The organism is Pseudomonas sp. MF5691, from assembly GCF_016405645.1.
GTDB classification, from domain to species: Bacteria; Pseudomonadota; Gammaproteobacteria; order Pseudomonadales; family Pseudomonadaceae; genus Aquipseudomonas; species Aquipseudomonas shahriarae.
Genome location: NZ_JAEKDC010000004.1, coordinates 28,235 through 44,955 on the forward strand (window position 1 = coordinate 28,235; position 16,721 = coordinate 44,955).

15 protein-coding genes and 1 pseudogene are annotated in these 16,721 nt (G+C 62.7%); 11 read left to right on the plus strand and 5 right to left on the minus strand.

What is annotated here, in order from left to right; translation table 11 throughout:
* Positions 1-48: 48 nt before the first annotated feature.
* Positions 49-846, minus strand: a complete 798-nt coding sequence (locus JFT44_RS07605) for an ABC transporter substrate-binding protein (RefSeq protein ID WP_170045406.1) — start codon at positions 844-846, stop codon at positions 49-51.
* A 99-nt stretch (positions 847-945) separates the two neighbouring features.
* Positions 946-1,569 (minus strand): TetR/AcrR family transcriptional regulator, encoded by a 624-nt coding sequence (locus JFT44_RS07610; protein WP_057439148.1) that lies wholly within the window; start codon positions 1,567-1,569, stop codon positions 946-948.
* Between the two features lie 157 nt (positions 1,570-1,726).
* Between JFT44_RS07610 and JFT44_RS07615 the strand changes: the two genes are divergently transcribed.
* The 8 genes from JFT44_RS07615 (at position 1,727) to JFT44_RS07650 (ending at position 10,980) form a co-directional block, all read left to right on the plus strand.
* Positions 1,727-3,505 carry an acyclic terpene utilization AtuA family protein gene (locus JFT44_RS07615; RefSeq protein WP_198830487.1) on the plus strand — a complete coding sequence of 593 codons (1,779 nt, stop codon included), beginning with the start codon at positions 1,727-1,729 and terminating at the stop codon, positions 3,503-3,505.
* A 12-nt stretch (positions 3,506-3,517) separates the two neighbouring features.
* On the plus strand, positions 3,518-4,390 hold the full coding sequence (locus JFT44_RS07620; RefSeq protein ID WP_198830488.1) for an SDR family oxidoreductase: 873 nt from the start codon (positions 3,518-3,520) through the stop codon (positions 4,388-4,390).
* A 3-nt stretch (positions 4,391-4,393) separates the two neighbouring features.
* Positions 4,394-6,010, plus strand: coding sequence for a geranyl-CoA carboxylase subunit beta (gene atuC, locus JFT44_RS07625; RefSeq protein WP_198830489.1), 1,617 nt, complete (start codon positions 4,394-4,396; stop codon positions 6,008-6,010).
* 20 nt (positions 6,011-6,030) lie between these two features.
* Positions 6,031-7,188: a citronellyl-CoA dehydrogenase gene (gene atuD / locus JFT44_RS07630; RefSeq protein WP_057439150.1), complete on the plus strand. Its 1,158-nt coding sequence runs from the start codon at positions 6,031-6,033 to the stop codon at positions 7,186-7,188.
* A complete protein-coding gene (locus JFT44_RS07635; protein ID WP_170045402.1) occupies positions 7,185-7,967 on the plus strand; it encodes an enoyl-CoA hydratase/isomerase family protein in 783 nt (260 codons plus the stop codon). Before atuD ends, JFT44_RS07635 begins: the two co-directional genes overlap by 4 nt.
* A 132-nt stretch (positions 7,968-8,099) precedes the next feature.
* Positions 8,100-10,034: an acetyl/propionyl/methylcrotonyl-CoA carboxylase subunit alpha gene (locus tag JFT44_RS07640; protein ID WP_198830490.1), complete on the plus strand. Its 1,935-nt coding sequence runs from the start codon at positions 8,100-8,102 to the stop codon at positions 10,032-10,034.
* A 70-nt stretch (positions 10,035-10,104) separates the two neighbouring features.
* Positions 10,105-10,647 (plus strand): exonuclease domain-containing protein, encoded by a 543-nt coding sequence (locus JFT44_RS07645; protein WP_057439153.1) that lies wholly within the window; start codon positions 10,105-10,107, stop codon positions 10,645-10,647.
* A gap of 48 nt (positions 10,648-10,695) precedes the next feature.
* Positions 10,696-10,980 carry a pyrimidine/purine nucleoside phosphorylase gene (locus JFT44_RS07650; protein ID WP_032862771.1) on the plus strand — a complete coding sequence of 95 codons (285 nt, stop codon included), beginning with the start codon at positions 10,696-10,698 and terminating at the stop codon, positions 10,978-10,980.
* A gap of 63 nt (positions 10,981-11,043) precedes the next feature.
* Here the strand turns inward: JFT44_RS07650 and JFT44_RS07655 are convergent, their stop codons facing one another.
* Together JFT44_RS07655 and JFT44_RS07660 are read right to left on the minus strand one after the other, a co-directional pair.
* Positions 11,044-11,850 carry an MOSC domain-containing protein gene (locus JFT44_RS07655; RefSeq protein WP_057439154.1) on the minus strand — a complete coding sequence of 269 codons (807 nt, stop codon included), beginning with the start codon at positions 11,848-11,850 and terminating at the stop codon, positions 11,044-11,046.
* A gap of 105 nt (positions 11,851-11,955) precedes the next feature.
* The gene (locus JFT44_RS07660) at positions 11,956-12,891 is read right to left on the minus strand and encodes a chemotaxis protein CheV (protein ID WP_057960227.1); all 936 of its coding nucleotides are present in this window, start codon (positions 12,889-12,891) and stop codon (positions 11,956-11,958) included.
* 554 nt (positions 12,892-13,445) lie between these two features.
* On the opposite strand from JFT44_RS07660, the gene JFT44_RS07665 reads away from it, so the two are divergent.
* The 3 genes from JFT44_RS07665 (at position 13,446) to JFT44_RS07675 (ending at position 15,778) form a co-directional block, all read left to right on the plus strand.
* Positions 13,446-13,895, plus strand: coding sequence for a hypothetical protein (locus tag JFT44_RS07665; RefSeq protein WP_198830491.1), 450 nt, complete (start codon positions 13,446-13,448; stop codon positions 13,893-13,895).
* A 333-nt stretch (positions 13,896-14,228) separates the two neighbouring features.
* Positions 14,229-15,122: a sensor histidine kinase gene (locus JFT44_RS07670; RefSeq protein ID WP_057439156.1), complete on the plus strand. Its 894-nt coding sequence runs from the start codon at positions 14,229-14,231 to the stop codon at positions 15,120-15,122.
* The gene (locus JFT44_RS07675; protein WP_057439157.1) at positions 15,119-15,778 is read left to right on the plus strand and encodes a response regulator transcription factor; all 660 of its coding nucleotides are present in this window, start codon (positions 15,119-15,121) and stop codon (positions 15,776-15,778) included. Before JFT44_RS07670 ends, JFT44_RS07675 begins: the two co-directional genes overlap by 4 nt.
* Here the strand turns inward: JFT44_RS07675 and yegS are convergent.
* Positions 15,740-16,664, minus strand: a pseudogene (gene yegS, locus JFT44_RS07680) (lipid kinase YegS); the annotation flags it as partial. The gene JFT44_RS07675 and the pseudogene yegS overlap by 39 nt on opposite strands.
* Positions 16,665-16,721: the final 57 nt, after the last annotated feature.

A 16,721-nucleotide genomic window follows, 5' to 3' on the forward strand; every position in this document is an offset into this window, starting at 1 on the left:
CGAAGTGACGTGAACCAGCAGCAAAAATTTAAGCGGGCGTTGCCCAGATCAGGGTGCGTCAGCTACCGGCAGCACATCAATGCGGTACGGTTCAAAGATCTTCAACAGCTCGCCGCTGTCGCGCAGATCCTTGAGCAATGCGGCAAACGCCGGGCCGCTGATCGCCGCCTTGGGCCGCAGCAAGGCGTAGTGGTGGTACACCTGATCAATGCGCTCCGACACCAGGAACTGCCCGGCGGTGTCGGGATTGCGCACCATAAAGTCACTGAGGTAGGAACGCGTGACCAGGGCGATATCCGCGCGGCCACGGGTCACCATCAGCAAGTTGCTGTCATGGGAATAGGTCAAGGTGGCGTTGAACTGCGTGGCCATGGCCTTGGGGTCGGGGTTGAAGTTGGCGAAGGCGTAGTGATAACCGCTGAACACCGCCAGGCGCTTGCCCGCCAGATCGGTGAAATAGCCCTGGTCGCGGCCGGTCTGGCGCTGGGTGACGAATATCTCGGCGTCCTCCAGGCCCATGTCGACACTGGTATGGGGGATATCCTGCCACCCCCACTGCGGGTTCTCGAAGATGGCCATATCGACCCGGCCCTGCTGGAAATCACGAAAACGCCGGGGAATGGAGGTGGGTACCAGCACAAACTGGTACTCGCGCTGCGCACGGTTCAGCGCCTCCAGCAATTGCGGGAGCAGCCCGCTGTCGGCGCCCTGCTCCGGGCGCACCGTATACGGTGGAAAATGCGCAGCACCGACCCGTACCAATTGGGCCGCCGAAACCTGCGCCTGCCACAAGGTGCCCATTGCCAATACTGTTAATCCTGCAGCCAGCCGCAATGGCGAAAACATCAGGCACGCACCGTTCAAAATCTGGATCTCGCTAAGCTAGGCGTTTTTGTCCGGGGAGACAACTTCCGGCCCGACAATTAAATCGCTTGCTTTACCCGCCTAATCCGCCTTCAGCACCAGCAGCAATGCTTCATCGGCCAATTGCTCGAGGGTCATGCTGCCCTGGGCGCGGAACCAGGTCGTGGTCCACGACAGCGCCCCGGTCAGGAAACGCCGAGTGATAAATACATCACCCTTGATATACCCAGCCTGCTTGGCCTCCCCCAATACCTGCAACCAGATCTCTTCGTAGACATCGCGCAATGCCAGCACCTGGGCCTGCCCTTCTGCCGACAGCGAACGCCATTCATACACCAGCACCGCCATGGCCTCGCCGCTGCCGCCCATGATCGACTGCAACTCACAGCGAATCAGCGCCAGCACCCGTTCGCGCACGCTGCTCGCCTCGGCCAGGGAGGCGCGCATCATCGCGGTGTTGTAATGGATGGTTTCTTCCATCACCGCCCGCAGGATTTCATCCTTGCTCTTGAAGTGGTGGAAGATGCTGCCGGACTGGATTCCCACCGCACTGGCCAGGTCGCGCACGGTGGTGCGTTCATAGCCCTTGTTGCGAAACAGGTGAGCCGCGGTCTGCAGCAGCTTGCCCCGGGCGCTGTCGGGGTCGGTCAGTTGCCCGCCGTCCACCATGGTGCGCATCACCTCCAGGGCTTTTTGCTCATCCATGCTGCTCTCCTCAACTACTTTGATTGCGTCATGGCCGGCAATTTAGGCCGTGGCAGCCACCCAAGCAAGCGCTTGGGCATAAGTTGTGTACACAGTTTACAAACCAAGCGCTTGCTTGGTAGTCTCGACCCAGCGATTTTGCAGAGAAGGACGTCCCATGAACAAGACCGTTCGTATCGGCTGCGCCAGTGCATTCTGGGGCGACACCTGCACCGCCGCCGCGCAGTTGGTGCAAGGCGGCGCGCTGGACTACCTGGTGTTCGACTACCTGGCCGAAGTCACCCTGTCGATCCTCGCCGGGGCGCGCATGAAAGACCCCCAGGCCGGCTATGCCCCGGACTTCGTCGAAGTCCTGGCGCCCTTGCTCGGTGATATCCAGCGCCAGGGCATCCGGGTGATCAGCAACGCCGGCGGCATCCACCCCCAGGCCTGCGCCGCCGCCTTGCAGGCCGCCTGCGACCAGGCCGGGGTGCCGCTGAAAATCGCCGTAGTGCTGGGCGATGACCTGCAACCGCAGTTCAAACAACTGCAGGGCATCAGCGATATGTTCAGCGGCGCGCCTTTGCCGGCGATGTGCGTGTCGACCAATGCCTACCTCGGCGCGCCGGGCATCGTCCAGGCCCTGCAACTGGGCGCCGATATCGTTATCACCGGGCGCGTGGTGGACAGCGCAGTGGTCAGCGCGGCCCTGGTGCACGAATTCAACTGGGGGTGGCAGGACTACGACCACCTGGCCCAGGCCGCACTGGCCGGGCATATCATCGAATGTGGCGCGCAGTGCACTGGCGGCAACTTCACCGATTGGCGCGAGGTGCCGGACTACGAGCACATCGGTTTCCCGATTGTCGAGGTCAGTGCCGACGGCCAGTTCACCGTCAGCAAAGTGCCGGGCACAGGCGGCCTGATCAGCGAACTGAGCGTCGCCGAACAACTGCTGTATGAGATCGGCGACCCACGCGCCTACCTGCTGCCGGATGTGATCTGCGACTTCAGCCAGGTCACGCTGGAGCAACAAGGCGAAAACCGCGTGCGTCTGCGCGGTGCCAAAGGGCTGGCACCCACCGACCAGTACAAAGTCAGTGCCACCTACCCCGACGGTTTCCGCTGTACCGCCAGTTGCCTGCTGGCCGGTATCGACGCAGTGGCCAAGGCCGAACGGGTCGGCCAGGCGATCATCAACAAGACCTCGCAGTTGTTCAGCCAGCGCGGCTGGGCACCCTATACCGAGGTCTGCATCGAGTTGCTCGGCAGTGAGGCCACCTACGGCGCCCATGCCCGGCGCCAGGACTGTCGCGAAGTGGTGCTCAAGCTGACGGTGCGCCACCCAAGCAAACAGGCCCTGGTGCTGTTCGCCCGGGAAATCGCCCAGGCGGCCACCGGCATGACGCCGGGCCTGACCGGCATTGTCGGCGGCAGGCCCACGGTGTATCCACTGATCCGCCTGTTTTCGTTCCTGATCGACAAAAGCGCGTGCCGCCTGAGCGTCGACTTCCAGGGGCAATCCCACCCTTGCGAACTGCCTGCCACGGCCGCCCTGAGCACGCCCCACGCGCCCCTCGACCCGCCCAAACCCGAAGGCCGCGCCGAGGCCAGCGTGCCCCTGGTCAAGCTGGCCGTGGCGCGCTCCGGGGACAAGGGTAATCACAGCAATATTGGCGTGATCGCGCGCCGGCCCGAATACCTGCCATGGATTGCCGAAGCACTGACCCCAGAGGTGATCGTCGACTGGATGAGCCATGTACTCGACCCATTGCACGGGCGCGTCGAGCGCTGGTACCTGCCGGGCAGCCACAGCCTCAACTTCCTCCTCGAAAACGCCCTGGGCGGCGGCGGTATCGCCAGCCTGCGCATCGACCCTCAAGGCAAGGCTTTCGCCCAGCAACTGCTGGAAATCCCGATTGCCGTGCCCCGCCACATCGCCGATCAACTCACCTAAGGGACTCTCGCCGTGGCCTTCGACTCGATCTTCAAAGCCGACCTGTTCCAGGGGCAGACCCTTATCGTCACCGGTGGCGGCAGCGGCATTGGCCGTTGCACCGCCCATGAACTGGCGGCACTCGGCGCCCATGTGGTGCTGGTGGGGCGCAAGCCGGAAAAGCTGCAACGGGTCAGCCAGGAAATTACCGAAGACGGCGGCCACGCCAGCTGGCACGCCTGTGATATCCGCGATGAAGAAGCGGTGAAGGCGCTGGTCAGCCAGATCATCGAGGCACACGGGCCGATCCAGGGTCTGGTGAACAATGCCGGCGGCCAATACCCCTCGCCCCTGGCGTCGATCAATCAAAAAGGCTTTGAAACCGTAATGCGTACCAACCTGGTGGGCGGTTTCCTGATGGCGCGGGAAGTGTTCAATCAGTCAATGAGCAAGCACGGCGGTGCCATCGTCAACATGCTGGCCGACATGTGGGGCGGCATGCCCGGCATGGGCCACTCGGGCGCGGCGCGCGCGGGGATGGACAACTTCACCAAGACCGCCGCGTTCGAGTGGGGTTACGCCGGGGTGCGGGTCAACGCAGTGGCGCCGGGCTGGATCGCCTCCAGTGGCATGGACACCTACGAAGGCGCGTTCAAGGCGGTGATCCCGACCCTGCGCGAGCATGTGCCCCTCAAACGTATTGGCACCGAATCGGAAGTCAGTGCGGCGATTGTGTTCCTGCTCAGCCCCGCCGCCGCATTCGTCAGCGGCAGCACCTTGCGCATCGACGGCGCCGCCAGCCTGGGCAGCCGCGCCTGGCCGCTGCACAAGGCGCAGCCGCCGAGCCCGTCGTTCAATGGTTTTCACCGCGCCTACCTGCCGGATGTGCTCAAGGAGGGCCAATAAATCATGCCGGTCATCGACTCCCTACTCGACACCCACAACCCGCAGTTCGCACAGAACCGCGAGGCCATGCTCACCGCCATCCATCATCTGCGCCAACTGGAACAGAACCTGTTGGACAAGGCCGCCGAGGCCAAGGGCAAGTTCGACAAACGCGGCCAACTGCTGCCCCGTGAGCGCCTCAACCTGTTGCTCGACCCCGGTGCGCCCTTCCTCGAACTGGCAAGCCTGGCCGGTTACAAGCTGCACGATGACAAGGATGGCAGCGCGGCCGGCGGCGGGCTGATTGCCGGTATCGGCTATGTCAGCGGCGTGCGCCTGCTGGTGGTGGCCAACAACAGCGCAATCAAGGGCGGGACGATTTCCCCCAGCGGCTTGAAAAAATCCCTGCGCCTGCAACAGATCGCCATGGAGAACAAACTGCCGGTGGTGACCCTGGCCGAAAGCGGCGGCGCCAATCTTAATTACGCGGCGGAGATTTTCGTCGAAGGTGCGCGCAGCTTCGCCAACCAGGCGCGGATGTCAGCCATGGGCCTGCCGCAGATCACCGTGGTGCACGGCTCGGCCACCGCCGGCGGTGCCTATCAGCCGGGGCTTTCGGATTACGTGGTGGTGGTGCGCGGCAAGGCCAAGCTATTCCTGGCCGGCCCGCCGCTGCTCAAGGCCGCCACCGGCGAAGTGGCGACGGACGAGGAACTGGGCGGCGCCCAGATGCATGCGCAAACCGCCGGCACCGCCGAATACCTGGCGGAAAATGACGCCGACGGCGTGCGCATCGTGCGCGAGATTGTCAGCCTGCTGCCCTGGGACGACCGGCTGCCACCCCAGCCGGCGCGGGCCTATACAGAGCCGCTGTATCCGATTGAAGAGCTGCTGGGCCTGATCCCCTCGGACCCGAAAAAGCCCTATGACGTACGGGAAATCATCGCGCGTATCGCCGATGGCTCCAACTTCCTGGAGTTCAAGGGCGAGTTCGATCCCCACACCGTCTGCGGCCACCTGCACATCCAGGGCCGGGCCTGCGGGTTTATCGGCAACAACGGCCCGATCACGCCCAAGGGCGCGAGCAAGGCCGCGCAATTTATCCAGCTGTGCGACCAGAGCCAGACGCCGCTGCTGTTTTTCCACAACACCACCGGCTTTATGGTGGGCACCGAATCCGAGCAACAAGGCGTGATCAAGCACGGCGCGAAGATGATCCAGGCGGTGGCCAATGCCCGTGTGCCCAAGCTCACGGTAGTGGTCGGCGGTTCCTACGGCGCCGGCAACTATGCGATGTGCGGCCGTGGCCTGGACCCACGCTTTATCTTCGCCTGGCCCAATAGCCGCACCGCCGTGATGGGCGGCGCCCAGGCCGGCAAGGTGCTGCGTATTGTCACCGAGGCCAAGCAGTTGAAAGACGGCCTGGTGCCCGACCCCAAGGTGCTCGACATGCTCGAGCAGGTCACCGCGCAGAAACTCGATAGCCAGTCCACGGCCCTGTATGGCAGCGCCAACCTGTGGGACGACGGGCTGATTGACCCGCGGGACACCCGCACGCTGCTGGGCTACCTGTTGGATATCTGCCAGCAAGCCCAGGTGCGCCAATTGCAACCCAACAGCTTTGGCGCCGCGCGCTTTTAACGATCAGGAGAACAATAAAAATGATCTTCACCCAGGAACACGAAGAGCTGCGCCGTACCGTACGGGGTTTTGTCGAGCGCGAGATCAACCCCCACGTCGACGAATGGGAAAAAGCCGGGCGCTTTCCCATCCACGAGATCTTCCGCAAGGCCGGCGACCTCGGCCTGCTGGGCATTTCCAAGCCTGAAAAGTTCGGCGGCATGGGCCTGGACTACAGCTACTCGATTGTCGCCGCCGAAGAGTTCGGCACCATCCGCTGTGGCGGCATCCCGATGTCCATCGGCGTGCAGACTGATATGTGCACCCCGGCCCTCGCACGTTTTGGCTCCGATGAACTGCGCGACGAATTCCTGCGCCCGGCCATCAGCGGCGAACAGGTGGGTTGCATCGGCGTCTCGGAAACCGGCGCTGGCTCCGACGTGGCCGGCTTGAAAACCCACGCCCGCAAGGACGGCGACGACTACGTGATCAACGGCAGCAAGATGTGGATCACCAACTCCCCCAGCGCCGACTTTATCTGCCTGCTGGCCAACACCTCGGACGGCAAGCCGCATATCAACAAGTCACTGATCATGGTGCCGATGAACACCCCCGGGATCAGCGTCAGCCCGCCCCTGGAAAAGCTCGGCATGCACAGCTCGGAAACCGCCCAGGTGTTTTTCGATGATGTGCGCATCCCACAGCGCAACCGCATCGGCCACGAAGGCGCGGGCTTCATGATGCAGATGCTGCAGTTCCAGGAAGAACGGCTGTTTGGCGCGGCCAATATGATCAAGGGCCTGGAGGCCTGCGTCGACAGCACCATCGCCTACTGCAAGGAGCGCCAGACCTTCGGCAAGGCCCTGATCGACAACCAGGTGATCCACTTTCGCCTGGCCGAACTGTCCACCGAGATCGAGTGCCTACGCGCCCTGGTCTACCAGGCCACCGAGCAATACCTCAAGGGCCAGGACGTGACGCGGCTGGCCTCGATGGCCAAGCTCAAGGCCGGGCGCCTGGGCCGCGAAGTCAGCGACAGCTGCCTGCAGTACTGGGGCGGCATGGGCTTTATGTGGGACAACCCGGTGGCCCGCGCCTATCGTGATGTGCGCCTGGTGTCGATTGGCGGCGGCGCCGACGAGATCATGCTGGGGATCATCTGCAAACTGATGGGTACGCTGCCGGGGAAAAAGTCGTGAACGCCTGTGAAACCTTGCTGCTGGAGCCGCACAACGGCGTGCTGCACATCACCCTCAACCGCCCGCAGAACCGCAATGCCATGAGCGTGCAGATGGTCAGCGAACTGCGCGCCGTGCTGACGGATGTCGCCCGTGACGAGCAGGTGCGGGCATTGGTGATCAGTGGCGCGGGCGGGCACTTCTGTGCGGGCGCCGATGTTAAGGACATGAGCCGCGCGGGCAGCCGCGAAGGCTTGCGTGATTTGAACCGGGTGTTTGGCGCGCTGTTGCAAGAAGTCGAAGCCCTGCCCCAGGTGGTGATTGTGGTGTTGCAGGGCGCGGTGCTGGGCGGCGGTTTTGGCCTGGCGTGTGTCAGCGACATCGCCATTGCCGACCACCAGGCACAGTTCGGCTTGCCGGAAACCAGCCTCGGCGTGCTGCCGGCGCAGATCGCGCCGTTTGTGGTGCGGCGCATCGGCCTGACCCAGGCCCGGCGCCTGGCGCTGACTGCGGCGCGGTTTGACGGGGTCGAGGCGCAGCGCCTGGGGGTGGTGCATTTTGTCGAGCATGACCCCCAAGGATTGGCGCAGCGCCTGGATGAGGTGTTGGGGCAGGTATTGCGCTGTGCACCGCGCGCCAATGCGCGAACCAAGGCGTTGTTGCTCCAGAGCCTGGATCAGCCGTTGGAGCTGCTGCTGGATCAGGCTGCCGATTGGTTTGCCGAGGCGGTGACCGGGGAAGAAGGCATTGAGGGGACGCGGGCGTTTGTCGAGAAACGCAAGGCCAGGTGGGTGAGTTGATCTTGAAAACGCCACATCCCCTGTAGGAGCTGGCTTGCCTGCGATGCGGGCACCTGGGTCTGTCAGGGATACCGAGGTGATGCAATCGCAGGCAAGCCAGCGCCTGCGCAACCAATCAAACAGGGACCCAAAATGCCCAGTTTCAATAAAATACTGATCGCCAACCGCGGCGAAATCGCCTGCCGAATCCAGCGCACCGCCCAAGCCCTGGGCTACCGCACCGTGGCGGTTTATAGCGCAGCCGACGCCAACGCCCTGCACGTACAAATGGCCGACGAAGCGGTGAACATCGGCCCCGCCCCGGTGCAACAGTCCTACCTGAACATCCCGGCGATCCTCGATGCCGCACGCCTGACCGGCGCCGATGCGATCCACCCCGGCTACGGCTTTCTCTCGGAGAACCCCGAGTTCGCCAAGGCCTGCATTGCCGCCGGCCTGGTATTTATCGGCCCCAGCGCCGACGCCATCGCGTTGATGGGCAGCAAGCGCCTGTCAAAAATCGCCATGCTCGACGCCGGGGTGCCGTGCATCGCCGGCTACCAGGGCAGCGCGCAAGACGACGCCACCCTGCAGAGCGAAGCCGAGCGCATCGGCTACCCGCTGATGATCAAGGCCAGTGCCGGCGGCGGCGGACGCGGCATGCGCCTGGTACACGCGCCGGCGCAGTTGCTCGAACAACTGCACACCGCACGCTCCGAGGCCCTGAATGCCTTTGGCAGCGACGAACTGATTCTGGAGCAGGCGCTGATCGAACCGCGCCATGTGGAAATCCAGCTGTTCGGCGATGCCCACGGCAACCTGATCTACCTGGGCGAACGTGATTGCTCGGTCCAGCGCCGCCATCAGAAGGTCATCGAAGAAGCACCCTGCCCGGTCATGACTACCGAACTGCGCCAGGCCATGGGCGAAGCGGCGCTCAAGGCCGGACGCGCAGTGGCGTATGTCGGCGCGGGCACTGTGGAGTTCCTGCTGGACCGGAGCGGGCGGTTCTATTTCCTGGAAATGAACACCCGCCTGCAGGTGGAGCACCCGGTCACCGAACTGATCACCGGCCTGGACCTGGTGGACTGGCAACTGCAAATCGCCGCCGGCCAGCCCCTGCCCTTGCGCCAGGACCAGGTGACGCTGAGCGGGCATGCCATGGAAGTGCGCCTGTACGCCGAAGACCCGGCCCAGGGTTTCTTGCCACAAACTGGCGAGGTGTTGCGCTGGGAGCCGGCGGCCGGGGTGCGGGTCGATCATGGATTGCAAGCCCCGCAGCGCATCAGCCCGTTTTATGATCCGATGCTGGGCAAGATCATCGCCCATGGCGCTACCCGCGAAGAGGCACGGCGCAAGCTGCTGCGGGCGGTGCAGGACTGCGTGCTGCTGGGGATCCCCAGCAATCAGCGGTTACTGGTGGACCTGCTGAGGCATGCGCAATTTGTCGCGGCGGATTTCAGCACCGGATTTATTGCCGAACACTTCAGTGACATTGCCCGCCCTGCCGTCAGCGAAGAAGACCTGGCTCTGGCCGCCGCCCTGTTTTATCGGCACAGCGCGGCAGTGCATGGCCCGGCCCTGGCAGGCTGGCGCAACAATGCCAGCGTGCCCTGGACCTACCGCCTGGGCGTCGATGAGCACCGCCATGAGGTCAGCGCCCGCTTACTGGCGGAGGATCATCTGCAAGTCGGCAACATCGACATCCACCTCCTCGACAGCGACGGACGCTGGGCCAGCCTGGTCATCAACGGCATTCGGCGGCGGATTGCCTATCACCTGCAAGGCTCCCAGCTCTGGCTGTTGAATGCCGGCACCAGCCTGTGCGTGAGCAACCAGACGCAAACCGTGGCCAGTCGTGAAGCGCCCGTCAGCAGCGGCACGGTCAAGGCGCGGATGGACGGTGCCATTACCCTGCTGCAGGTGCGCGAAGGGGATGTGGTGAGCAAGGGCCAACTGCTGCTGGTGCTCGAAGCGATGAAAATGGAGCATCCGCTCAAAGCGGGCATCGACGGGGTGGTCAAGGCCATTCACGTCAGCGCCGGTGATCAAGTGCGCAATCGCCAGGTATTGCTGCAGATCGAGTAGCCCTGGGCGGAACTACCAGGCTTGGCTACGCTCTATCCCCATCAGAAAGGGATGAGTACGGGAACCTGCGATGCCTCATTGGCTGATTATTGATCTTGAAGCCACAACGGATGACGGCGGCTGGCCCGTGTCGGAGATGGAAATCATCGAAATCGGCGTGAGCCTGGTCAACCGCCAGGGCCGCGAGCTGGACCATTTCCAGCGCTTCGTGCGGCCCTTGCGCCGCCCGTTGTTGACGCCGTTCTGCCGCCAGCTGACGCACATCAGCCAGGCCAGTATCGACAGCGCAGCGCCCTTGACCGAGGTCTGGCCGCTGTTCGAACGCTGGCTGGGCCAGCATCATCCGCGCCTGGAAGGCTGGGCCAGCTGGGGCGACTATGATCGCCAGCAACTGGAGTTGGAGTGGCAGCGCCATGGCCTGGCCAGCGCGCTAAGCCAGACACCCCATGTGAACCTCAAGCAGCGCTTCGCCAAGGCCCGACGCCTGGACAAGCCGTTGGGGCTCAATGGCGCCTTGCAACTGGCGGGCATGCAGTTCAACGGCCAGCAACACCGGGCACTGGAAGATGCGCGCAATACCGCACGTTTGCTGCCGTTGATTTTGCCCGTGTAGAAGGCATACTGGCCGACCTTTCTTGCCCCTTTTTTCGAGGATTCGCCCATGTTCAAAGTCAATGAGTACTTCGACGGCACCGTCAAGTCGATCGCCTTCGGCACCCCTGAAGGTCCGGCGACCATCGGCGTGATGGCTCCGGGTGAATACGAATTCGGCACGGCCCAGCGTGAAATCATGCACGTGGTCTCGGGCGCGCTGACCGTCAAGTTGCCAGGCAGCGACGCGTGGGAAACCTTCGCCGCCGGCAGCCAGTTCAATGTGCCTGCCGACAGCAAGTTCCAGCTCAAGGTGGCCGTGGACACTGCCTACCTCTGCGAATACCGCGGCTAAGCTTTTCCCGCGCACAAAAAAATGCCCGCCTCCCAAGAGGCGGGCATTTTTCATGGGCGACGGTTATTCGAGGATCGTCACCGGCATGCCGACTTCCAGGCGGCCCGCGCCGTCATTGACCAGGTTCTGGCCGAACATCACGCCATCGGGCTGTTTGCGGTAGGTTTCCAGGGTCGCCAGCGGCTGGCGATCGGCACTGCGCTCCCCGGTCGCCGGGTCGATGGTGGTGAGGATGCACCGCGAGCAGGACTTGACCACCCGGAACTCCACCTCACCAATGCGCACGCGCTTCCAGCCATCCTCGGCAAAAGCCTCGCTGCCTTCGATCACCAGGTTGGGGCGAAAGCGCAGCATTTCCATGGGCCGGCCGACGCGTTGCGACAAGTCGTCGAGAGACGCCTGGCCTATCAGCAACAAGGGGAAACCGTCGGCGAACGCCACCTGGTCATCGTCCTTGCCGTAGCCGGCCGCCGTGGTGCGCGCGCGCTCCAGCGGGACTTGCACCAAACGTGTCGGTTTGCCGATGAACTGGCTGACCCAATCGGCGGCCTCTGCACCGGCGTCCGGGACCCGCAGGGTGTCGCGCCAGATGGTGACACCGCGCAGCTCGGCATCGGCGCCGGGCAACGCCACATCCAGGGTGGGCAGGCCAGCAGCGCTCAAGGTCAGGCCACCGGCGGCATTCCATAACGCCGACAGCTGGCTCATCTGCGCCACGGCACGCTGGGTCAGGAATCGCCCGCTGGCCTCGTCCACCAGCATCCAGCGTCGGTCCCCGTCCAGCCCGAGTTTATCCAGGCCGATATGCGACAAGGTCTCTGCCTTGCCCGACTTCAAGGGGTACCGATACAACGCGCTGAGACGAAGCATGAGCGTGGGTTCCTGTGAGCAAAAGCGTCACCCTATACGAGCACGCCGACAGAATCAAAATTTCCCCAGGCCGGCAATTAGAGGCCCCCTCGTCACAGGCCGGAATCAGGCCGGCACTTCGTCCAGCATCAGGCGCTGGCGCACCACATCCACCAACTTGTCGGGCTGGAATTTGGAGAGGAAGTTGTCGCAACCGACCTTCTTCACCATCGAGTCGTTGAAGCTGCCCGACAAGGATGTGTGCAGCACCACATAGAGGCCGCGCAGGCGTGGGTCGTTGCGGATCTCGGTAGTCAGGCGGTAGCCGTCCATCTCGGGCATTTCGGCGTCGGTGAAGATCATCAACAGTTTGTCGGTCATCACCTGGCCGCTGTCCGCCCATGCCTTGAGCATGTTCAAGGCCTTGAGGCCGTCACTGGCGATATGCATCTTCACCCCCAGTTGCCCCAGGGTGTCGCGCAGTTGCGACAAGGCCACGTTGGAGTCATCCACCAACAGCACTTCGCGACCACGGGCACGTTCGAGCACCGGATCCTCGAGTTTTTCCCGGGAGACCTTGGCGTTGTAGGGCACGATCTCGGCGAGAACTTTTTCCACGTCGATGATTTCCACCAACTGCTCATCCACCTTGCTGATGGCCGTGAGGTAGTGCTGGCGGCCGGCGCTCGCCGGCGGTGGCAGGATCGACTCCCAGGTCATGTTGACGATGCGGTCGACGCCGCCCACCAGGAACGCCTGTACCGAGCGGTTGTACTCGGTAACGATAATGGTGCTGTTGGGCCCCGGTACCAGCGGACGCATGCCAATGGCCTGGGACAGGTCGATCACCGGCAGGGTCTGGCCGCGCAGGTTGACCACGCCGCAGACAAACGGGTGACGCTGGGGCATCAGGGTCAGCTTGGGCAACTGCAGGACTTCCTGCACCTTGAACACGTTGATTGCGAACAACTGGCGCCCTGCCAGGCGAAACATAAGGATCTCCAGGCGATTCTCACCCACCAGTTGCGTGCGTTGATCTACCGTGTCGAGAATGCCAGCCATTGAAGACTCCTGGGGTGTGCTGAAAGATTTGCTGCTTACTGGAGAAAGATATCGGCAGACAGTGCCAAACCTTGACCCCCCGGTAAAATGCCACGTAAATGCATTGATGTCACACTGACATCATGCTTTACTGGCCTCACCTTACCGTCCGGTCGTCAAGCCACGCCGCAGGACCCTCAAACGGGCATAAGGTTCCGCCGCGTAAGGGATTCCCCTAGTCGCAATCAGGTCCAACCTGATATTCCCGATATCCAATAGCCATTAATGTGACGCCATTCTCATTGCATGAACGGAGTCAGGCTTTTGTTTGCTATCGCAAGCCCACGGCCCAAGGGCCTTCCAGGCATTAACGCCTGGGCAATCGAAGTAATGCGAATGCCTCTGGTTGTTTCCACTGCAAGCAGCGCCAGCAGTCGCGACGCTGGTCATTCAAATAAAAGTACTACTCAAAATTCAGAAATGAACTACAGATCTCGGTCATATTTCGGCGCTAGTTTTAAGCCGTTGCTCCGGTATTACATCTCATTGTCTGACCGTACGTTGTGGAGACTTTCATGATGAACGACGGTAAAGAGTGGCAAGACGCACTTCCCGAGTTCCTCCTGGAGGCAGAAATGCTGCTGGCCAAGTCTGAGGAATGCCTGAGCCATCTGCATTTGATCCGCAACGATAACGATGCCATCGACTGCATGAAGAACAGCCTGGTCAAATTGGCGGAAAAGGCCGATGCCATGGCGCTGGAAGCCATTGGCAGCTTTTCCCGGCATATCCAGGACCTGATCAGCAACGCCCAAAGCCCGATGCAGCTTCACGATGCGGCACTTGCAGCCCTGCATGACTGCCTGACGCTGCTGGCCTGGCAACTGGAACTGATCGACATCAAGACCGGCAAACTGAGCCTGGATGACGCCGAGCAAACCACGTTGATTGAAACGGTTGTCCAGCAGATCCCCCAGAAGGATGTTGACGCTCACCATCGCCACTCCATGCCCTACGCTTCCTGAACCTGCCGTGCGGTTAACCAGGCCGCCGGCGGGCGCCCAACTAATACCCGTCAAATATTTAGCCAGCCAACTATCAATAACCCAATATGGGTAATAGCGATACAAAACCAAATTAATAGTACAACTAGACACCGCTGAACTAAGCCTTGTAGCAGGCGACCAACGGTAATTGTTGGTGGTACTATTAGCGCGCTCGAAGTGGCTGCCCGTGAAGACGTAATAAATCTGAGAAGCGCCTCGAACCAACACTAAACCCAATCGCTTTCCAAACAGAGCCCGGCCAGCGGTCATGACCGGTCTACCCGCAGCGAACACCCATCGGCTCCATCTGCTATGTACGCCAGCCCCAAGTCACTCATCACCAGGTTCGTCCTCTCGGGCAATACCCGTTGGATTACCCTGGGTCTTTGCCTGTGCGCGACTCTGGTCAGCCTCTGGGTCTATGCCCACAAAGCACCGCTGCCGCTGTTTTTGCTGTTGCTCAACCTCGCCGCCCTGACCGCCGCCGGCCTGCAGCGTTGGCGCTCGCGCAAGTCGATCAAGTTCCAGCCCCAGGAATTGGCCGACCGCCTGCTGCAAGTCCAGGAAAACGAGCGCCATCGTCTCAGCCGCGAGCTGCATGACGATATCGGCCAACTGCTGACCGCTGCCAAACTGCAAAGCGACTGGCTGCAACGCCGCTCGCCGGCAGAGTTGCAGGACCAGTGCGGCGTACTGTGCAACACCCTCAACGAAACCCTGGCCAAGGTGCGGGACGTATCGGCCATTCTCAATCCCCGGCAACTGACCAGCCTGGGCCTGGAGGCGAGCCTGCGCGCGCACCTGCTCAAGACCCTGGCAAACACCCCGGTGCATTGGAGCCTGGAATGCCAGCAACGCCTGACCGGGATTCCCGAAGAGATGGCGGTGGCGGCCTTTCGTATCACCCAGGAAGCCGTGACGAACATGTTGCGCCATGCCCAGGCGCGCAACCTGCTGGTGCGCCTGCAACGTTTGCCACAGGGGTTGTCGCTGTTTATCAGCGATGACGGCCGGGGGTTCTCCCCCGCCACCGACCCGGCCCTTGCGGGGCAACGGGGCATGTCAGGCATGTGCGAGCGCATTGATCAACTGGGCGGCATGCTGACGGTCAATAGCCAACCCGGCTTTGGCACGCGAATCGAAGCGCTGTTCCCCTGGGCGCCCCGTACCCTCGAACGGGCCAATTCCCCTGAGGTTCTAGAGTGACCTGCAATTTACTGCTGGTAGATGACCACGCCCTGATCCGCGCGGGTGTGCGCGCACTGATCCTGGATATCCCCGGCTATGCGGTGATTGGCGAGGCCACCGACGGCGCGCAGGTACTCGCACAATTCAATGCCCTGCAGCCCGATATCGTCCTGCTGGACCTGTCGATGAAGCACACCAGCGGCCTGGATGCGTTGCAGCAACTCAAGCACGCCTACCCCAAGAGCAAAGTGCTGATCCTGTCGATGCACACCGACCCGCAATTGATCATGCGTGCCCTGGAGGCAGGCGCCCACGGCTACCTGCTCAAGGACACCACCGCCAACGAGCTGGAACATGCGCTGCTGGCACTGCGCAACAACGAGCGCTACCTGAGCCCGGCCATCGCCCACACCGTGATCAACCAGGCCTTGATCCACAGCCAGTCCCACCCGGAGGCGCCCGTGCAGCGCCACAACCTGACGGCGCGCCAGCTGGAAATCCTGCGCCTGATCGTACGCGGCAAATCCACCCGGGAAATCGCCCACGGCCTGGGCCTGAGCATCAAGACTGTGGAAGCTCACCGCTCGCAGATCATGAAGCGCCTGCAGATTTTTGATGTGGCCGGCCTGGTCCTGTTCGCCGTGCGCGAACAGATCATCAGCCTGGACGATTAGCCAGCAACGGTGAATCCACCGGCAAGTGCACCTGCAAGGCATTGGGCAAGGCGCTGAAGCGCAGGTCACTGCCCTTGAGCGGTTCGCCATCCAGGTTGATATCCAGTCCTTCGGCCACCTTGATTTCCACCCACGGCAGGCGTGCCCGCACAAACAGGTTGTCCAGGCCCCAGCCGTCGGTCATCAGGCTGCGCAAGGTGCCGACCACTTCCTGAGGCGCCGGCAGGATGCTGATATCCAGCAAGCCATCATCGGCCATTGCCCCCGGGCACAGCTCGTGCCCGCCACCGGCCTGGCGACCGTTGCCGATGCCCAGGGCCAGTAACTCGCCGCGCCAGTGAAAGTCCGGCCCCACCAGCTCCCCATAAGCCGCCCGCAACTCGCTGAAACGCGACAAACCGGTAAACAGATAGGCCGCACCGCCCAGCACCTTTTTCAGATCCTCGGAAGTGTTGGCCGTAACCTGGCTGCCAAAACCGCCGGTGGCCATATTGAGAAACACCTGCCCGCCAACCTCCCCCAGGTCGATAGCGCGCGGCGCAACGTCCAGCAGCGCCAGGGCCTCACGCGGCTCCAACGGCACGCCGGCCGCACGGGCGAAGTCATTGGCAGTGCCCAGGGGCATCAGCACCAGGCTCGCGTCGGTCTTGGCGCGGGCCATGGCCTCGGCCACATCACGCAGCGTGCCGTCGCCGCCGCCCGCGATCAGGCGTGTGTAGCCGGCATCCAGGGCTTCACCCACCAGGCGTTGGGCATCGCCACCCTCCCAGGTGACGCGCACCGCCAGCTCCCACCCCTGCTCGCGCTTGCCTTGCACTGCCGCCCGCACGTCTTCGTTGAGGGCTTGCTTGCCGTGCAGAATCAACAGTGCCTTGGGTTTACTCATGGGGTGAAGCTCCTATTGTTGGAGGGGACCTGAGGGATGTTGACCTTCGGCAGTCAG